Genomic DNA, 5,025 nt, shown 5'->3' with positions numbered 1-5,025 from the left:
TATCTTTAGTTGAGTTTGAATATATCGGTCGCTCCTATTCATAGTTTGCGATCGATTATTCAGCAAGCCCTAAATAGTTGGTTGGTGCCACCGAAATTTATGTTGATAGTTTGGCATTGGATTAGATATAGCACTTGACAGTTTTGGTCATAAACCTCGTTTCTTTGCGCCGTCGATTTCTTATCGTTCACGCAATCAAAATCGATCGCTTTTATCTGAGGAACCAGGAGGAAATTGAAAAGCACCATCAACCAATTGCGGTATCTCAGGAGCTTTCATAGATGGCTTATCAGTTTCACAAATGCCTTGAATGAATTTGTCATTCTCCTTGTCTTTAACAATAAATATTGTAACTTCGTAACTTTTGAGATTCTTTATTTTGCTCGTGGCTGTAAAATTAGCTTTCGTTGCATCTCCCTGAAAATCATATCGATAAAATCCATATCTAGTTTCTTTTTGTTTGCGGAGTTTTAATTATTCCAAATTATTAGCCAAGCGGTTTTTCTCATAGTAGAAGTTTCTTTGCAAGTTAATATAACTTCGTATGTCACTTCTCATTTCCCAGGATATCATTGGAGGATTAGATGTTACAAATGGACTTCCACCATTGCTATAGCCTTAAGTAGAAATAAGAGCTAAGAAAAAAATCATGTAACTCGCCAAATTGCTGAGGAAAGAAAATAGGAAAATTTTACTTCTCGGAATATTTTGAGTTTTGAAAAAAATGCTATAAATTACATATTCAATATAAAAAGAAAGCACGAAGCTAATTAGTAAAATTATTATCTCACTATCAGCTCTAGAAAATCCACCGTTAAATAAAAGAGGAATTCCTACAATAGAGGTAGCAATATTTGCAACTAAAACTGCGACGAACAATCTGGAAAAACCAATAGCAATTTCCGACGATTTCAAACACAGAAAAATAACTAGCATCTCAACGGGAATAATGGTGACAATAACCAAGATATTACCAGTTTGTGACAGAAAGAAAGGGGCAGCTATATCGGCTAGAATTACTTGAGACATTGGGTTCTCCTTGTTATTCAGAATGACAACTAATTGACAAATTACAATAGCTCAAACCAAGCTAACTTTGGCGCGGTAGAGGAGTTTGTCGCCTTGTCTGTACCCTGTGTAGCGGACTTTGACGGGTTCTCCGGGTTCGGCTGTTCCTTCCATTAGCAGGTGCTGTTGCGGGTTGTAGGGAATTTCTGCTCCGACTGGGGCGATCGACTCCACTCCCCAATGCTCCAATAACTGCTCGACTGGCCGCAGCAAGGGCAGTAGTTTCTGAGCCCGCAAGTTGTGATTTTCCTGAGCTTTGCTCGCAGCAGTCGGCCACTGCAACATCCAAGATTCTAAAATTTGCACGCTAGATAGCTGGAATTCCTGCATCAAAGATTCTCGCTGCTGTTCGATGGAAGCTTGCAAGCGCTGATATTCTTGTTCTAAAGCTGTCGGTGGTGTCTGCTCTAACTCTACATAGTCTGGTGCCAAGGTTGCGAGCAGTTCGGTTAAGGAAATTTGCAAAGCTTGACTTATTTTGAACAGGATGTCGGCTCGGGTTTGCAAAGCTAAGCCACGACGCAGGCGACTTAGCTGGATCTCGGAAACTCCTGCTTTTTGGCTGAGTTCTCGATCGCCCGAAAGCCCCGCCTGTTGCATCAGGCGTTTCAGTTGAGGAGCATAATCTGGAATATTAGCGGCCACGAAAAATTCATCCAAATTAATAAATGGACATATTCTCGATCGTAAGCTGTCAGGAGCCTTAACGAAATACATTTTTGGGGCGGGCTTTTCTGCCCGCCCCACTAGAGTTGTGGCACGGGCCGGAAAGCCTGTGGCGGGTCGAAAAGCCCACCCCACAACAGTTGTGGCACAGGCCGGAAAGCCTGTGGCGGGCCGAAAAACCCACCCCACAACAGTTTTTGTGGCTATTTGACGGCAACTCTTTCGGGGGCGGCTGTTGTAATTGTCGCAGAACCTTGCAAATGCGCTTCTAGGAACCACAAACGCTTGTCAATTGTCCGCGAAATTTCGGTGTACAAGTCGGCGGTGTCAGCGTCTCCGAGTTCCGCTGCTTTGTTGATCGCGACTCGTAGATGTTGGGCGTAGGGTGCGTAGCGATCGGCCAAAGCCGTGACGTATTCTTTGCCGTCTACGATGTCGAAAGGAAATTCTGGCAGGATCGAATCTGCAGCTGCTGTGCGGGCTGTTCCGACAGCCAAACCGCCCAAAGCTGTGACCCGTTCGGCAACTAAATCGATGTATTCTTCGAGTTCTGTTGCCATTTCGTCAAACAGCAAGTGTAACTGGTAGAAGTCCATGCCTTTAACGTTCCAGTGAGCTTGCTTGACTTGAGTTTTTAAGTCCAGAGTCGTGGCTAGCGTGGCGTTGAGCAGCCCGACTATTTGAGAGCGGGTGGCGGCTGACATATCGATGCGGGTGGGGTAAAGATGTTGTTTGTGGTTGTTGGTAGTCATAGGTTTTTAGCTTGTTATTAGTGATTGTCTATCGAATATATTAGAAAGCTTTGGGCGATCGAATATTTACCTGTCGTGAATTGCTGTTGAGATACTCAGGCTAGGTGCATCTGCAACACGGCACGGGGAGCTCGGCGTATTTTACAGCGGATAGTTTCTAAACCGAGACGCTGGCAAGCTTCGTATCGGTGGCAGCCGGAAAATCCGTAATACTGGCCATCTACTTCTAGCACATCGATGGGTTCGTTTAAACCTACCTCGCGGATGGATTCCATGAGGGCGGCTACTTTGTTTTGGTCGTTGACTCGCGGCAGGGGGCGGCGAATCTGGTTGAGGGGAATTTCTTCTATCCTCATGGCGGCTCTCTGTTTTGCTTCTTGTTAAACCATACTCGTAATGACTTCGTTTTAGCAATAAATATGTCAGGAAATTTTGAGATTGGCAGAACGGGGGCGTGCGATCGCCCGTTTGCTGTAGTGTCGGGGGATCGAGGGCGATCAACTTTGGGTAGGAAAATCAGCATTAAAAATTCCTTTCCATCACCTGAGTAGCTCAATTCATTGTCCGTGTCTTGACGTTTAAATGCCCTAAAGTTATAATTTTATTAGGCAAAGCCTAGGGGTAGTCGTTACAACTGCCAGATCATAACCGCTGAAAAATAACCGCTGAAAAGGCGGTTTTAGCGTTTTTTTAGAGAGCGGATTTCATTGCCATGTAAGAGTGTGTTTTGAGGAATCTTTCAGCAATTCTTGAAGTCCACTATAAGACTATTAATAATAGCTTCGTTGCTCCAACCATACCAGTTAATTAATGAAAAATATCAAGCAAATTGCACAGGATTTAAAGCAAGCCATCTCAGATAGAGAGCAAAAGCTAGCCGTAGACTTATTTCGAGCGGGATTACAACAAAGTGAGGCGGATTTTGTATAGCAACTACGAAAATTTGGTGTACTTCGATGCTCAAACTATGATTTCCAATCTCAGATACTTAATTCTTTGATAAATGAAACTGGGAAAATAAACATCAGCCAGGATAGCCAAGTTTACTTTGAATCTATAAAATCGCTTCTTTCCATCTCAAGAAATATTCAAACCTTATTTAAGGCTTTACTTAAAGAGGTTGATTATCTTGAGATGAAAAGTTACCTAGTTGCAGTTGATTCATTGTTCTGGCCACTTTATGATCGTCAAGCAGTTGATTCATTGTTCTGGCCGCTTGATGGTCTTCAACAAGACCACGCTAATCGCTACTCTGTATGTAAGGAAGAGCTAGCTTCAGCCTTTTCTTTATATCTTTATCATACCCATGACAAAAAGGTTATAGATAAATCAAATATTAATAAAGTCAATGAAAAACGCTTAAACGATGAATATTACCTTAGCAAATTAGAGGATTTTAACAAATTAATTTTTTTTAAAGATTCTGAAGTGCTTGTAGATAGTTTTGGTTATACAGTTACACAAATTGATGCAAAAATTATTATAAAAGCACCTGACCCAAAGTTTGAGATGAGCCGTTGTCTCGGCTACAGAAGACAATCAATGCAAGAGATTGCTAACTCGTTTGATTCTTTGTCAGAGTTATCAGAAATAACAGAAAAATACCCCTCTATCTTGGAATTTTCAAAGACGTATTATCAAAATTTTCACGACTCTATATTTAAGATTATAGACAGTCCTTTAAAACGAATTGTCATGCAATTTCATCCTCAAGCCTTAAGTGAGTTTTTGGACACTAACAGTCTTTTTTTGGAAGAGGAGATGATTCTCAAACAACTTGAAAGTAATTTATTTATTGACTTTCAAAAAGTAAACAAAATCCCATTTTTCCAAAGCTTATCATTATTCGACATCATTAAAGTACAACGGTTATTTGCATTTATGTTATTTGTTCTTACGGAGTATATAGACTCTAACAAACTCTTTAAGTCTCAGTTGTTTTGGCGATCTATGCCTGTTTTACAAGCCAATCAACTCAAAGATTTATGGGCTAGTTTTTTGGGAGAACAAAAGGCAAAAGAAATTTTTGAGTTATTTACTTGGAGATTAGAAAGCAAGAAGATATTTGATTTACAAACGTACCCATTTATTAATGTTGAAGATTGGATACTTTTACCTCTGGGAATTTTAACTAACTCTGATCTTTGTAGAAACGTTCTTCAATCAACTAAATTTAGATTTGATTCAGAATCAGTTGAAGATCCAATTGTTCTGGAGATGGAGAGATGCTTAAAGCCAGTATCATCAATATTTGAAACCAACTTAAAGTATTCTTTTAAAGGCGTTAAAGGCGAGGTAGATGTCTTAGCTGTTGTAGATAACTGCCTATTTGTATTTGAATGCAAAAACTCCTTGCATCCTTGTAATCTATTTGAATTGAGAACCACTTAGGATTACATTCAGAAAGCCGCAGCTCAATTGACTCACTTCCAAGATTTATGGCAGCAAGAACCTTTCAGAACCTATTTAGGGCTTGCTGAATATATCGATCGCACTTGAGGTAGCCTGGGTTTTGAGCGCGCGATCGAGAATAAAGTGC

The 5,025-nt window shown here is 40.7% G+C and carries 5 protein-coding genes and 1 pseudogene; 1 reads left to right on the top strand and 5 read right to left on the bottom strand.

Annotation, left to right across the window (positions count from 1 at the left end; translation table 11 throughout):
* Positions 1-195: 195 nt before the first annotated feature.
* From QUA40_RS29175 to QUA40_RS27530, 5 genes and pseudogenes are all read right to left on the bottom strand, one after another.
* Positions 196-426: pseudogene (locus QUA40_RS29175) on the bottom strand (type IV pilin-like G/H family protein); the annotation flags it as partial.
* A gap of 192 nt (positions 427-618) precedes the next feature.
* A complete protein-coding gene (locus tag QUA40_RS27545; RefSeq protein WP_333131714.1) occupies positions 619-1,029 on the bottom strand; it encodes a hypothetical protein in 411 nt (136 codons plus the stop codon).
* A gap of 51 nt (positions 1,030-1,080) precedes the next feature.
* Positions 1,081-1,785, bottom strand: coding sequence for a helix-turn-helix domain-containing protein (locus QUA40_RS27540; RefSeq protein ID WP_333131716.1), 705 nt, complete (start codon positions 1,783-1,785; stop codon positions 1,081-1,083).
* 152 nt (positions 1,786-1,937) lie between these two features.
* Positions 1,938-2,486, bottom strand: a complete 549-nt coding sequence (gene dps / locus QUA40_RS27535) for a DNA starvation/stationary phase protection protein Dps (protein ID WP_333131712.1) — start codon at positions 2,484-2,486, stop codon at positions 1,938-1,940.
* Between the two features lie 95 nt (positions 2,487-2,581).
* Positions 2,582-2,842: a sulfiredoxin gene (locus tag QUA40_RS27530; RefSeq protein ID WP_333131710.1), complete on the bottom strand. Its 261-nt coding sequence runs from the start codon at positions 2,840-2,842 to the stop codon at positions 2,582-2,584.
* Between the two features lie 640 nt (positions 2,843-3,482).
* On the opposite strand from QUA40_RS27530, the gene QUA40_RS27525 reads away from it, so the two are divergent.
* Entirely contained in the window at positions 3,483-4,877 is a 1,395-nt protein-coding gene (locus QUA40_RS27525) for a hypothetical protein (protein WP_333131708.1), read from the top strand.
* Positions 4,878-5,025 lie beyond the last annotated feature (148 nt).

It is taken from the genome of Microcoleus sp. Pol11C3 (assembly GCF_036701485.1).
Classification (GTDB): Bacteria; Cyanobacteriota; Cyanobacteriia; order Cyanobacteriales; family Microcoleaceae; genus Microcoleus.
Note: the sequence above shows the minus strand (reverse complement) of the source record. Positions and strands in the feature narration are given on the sequence as shown.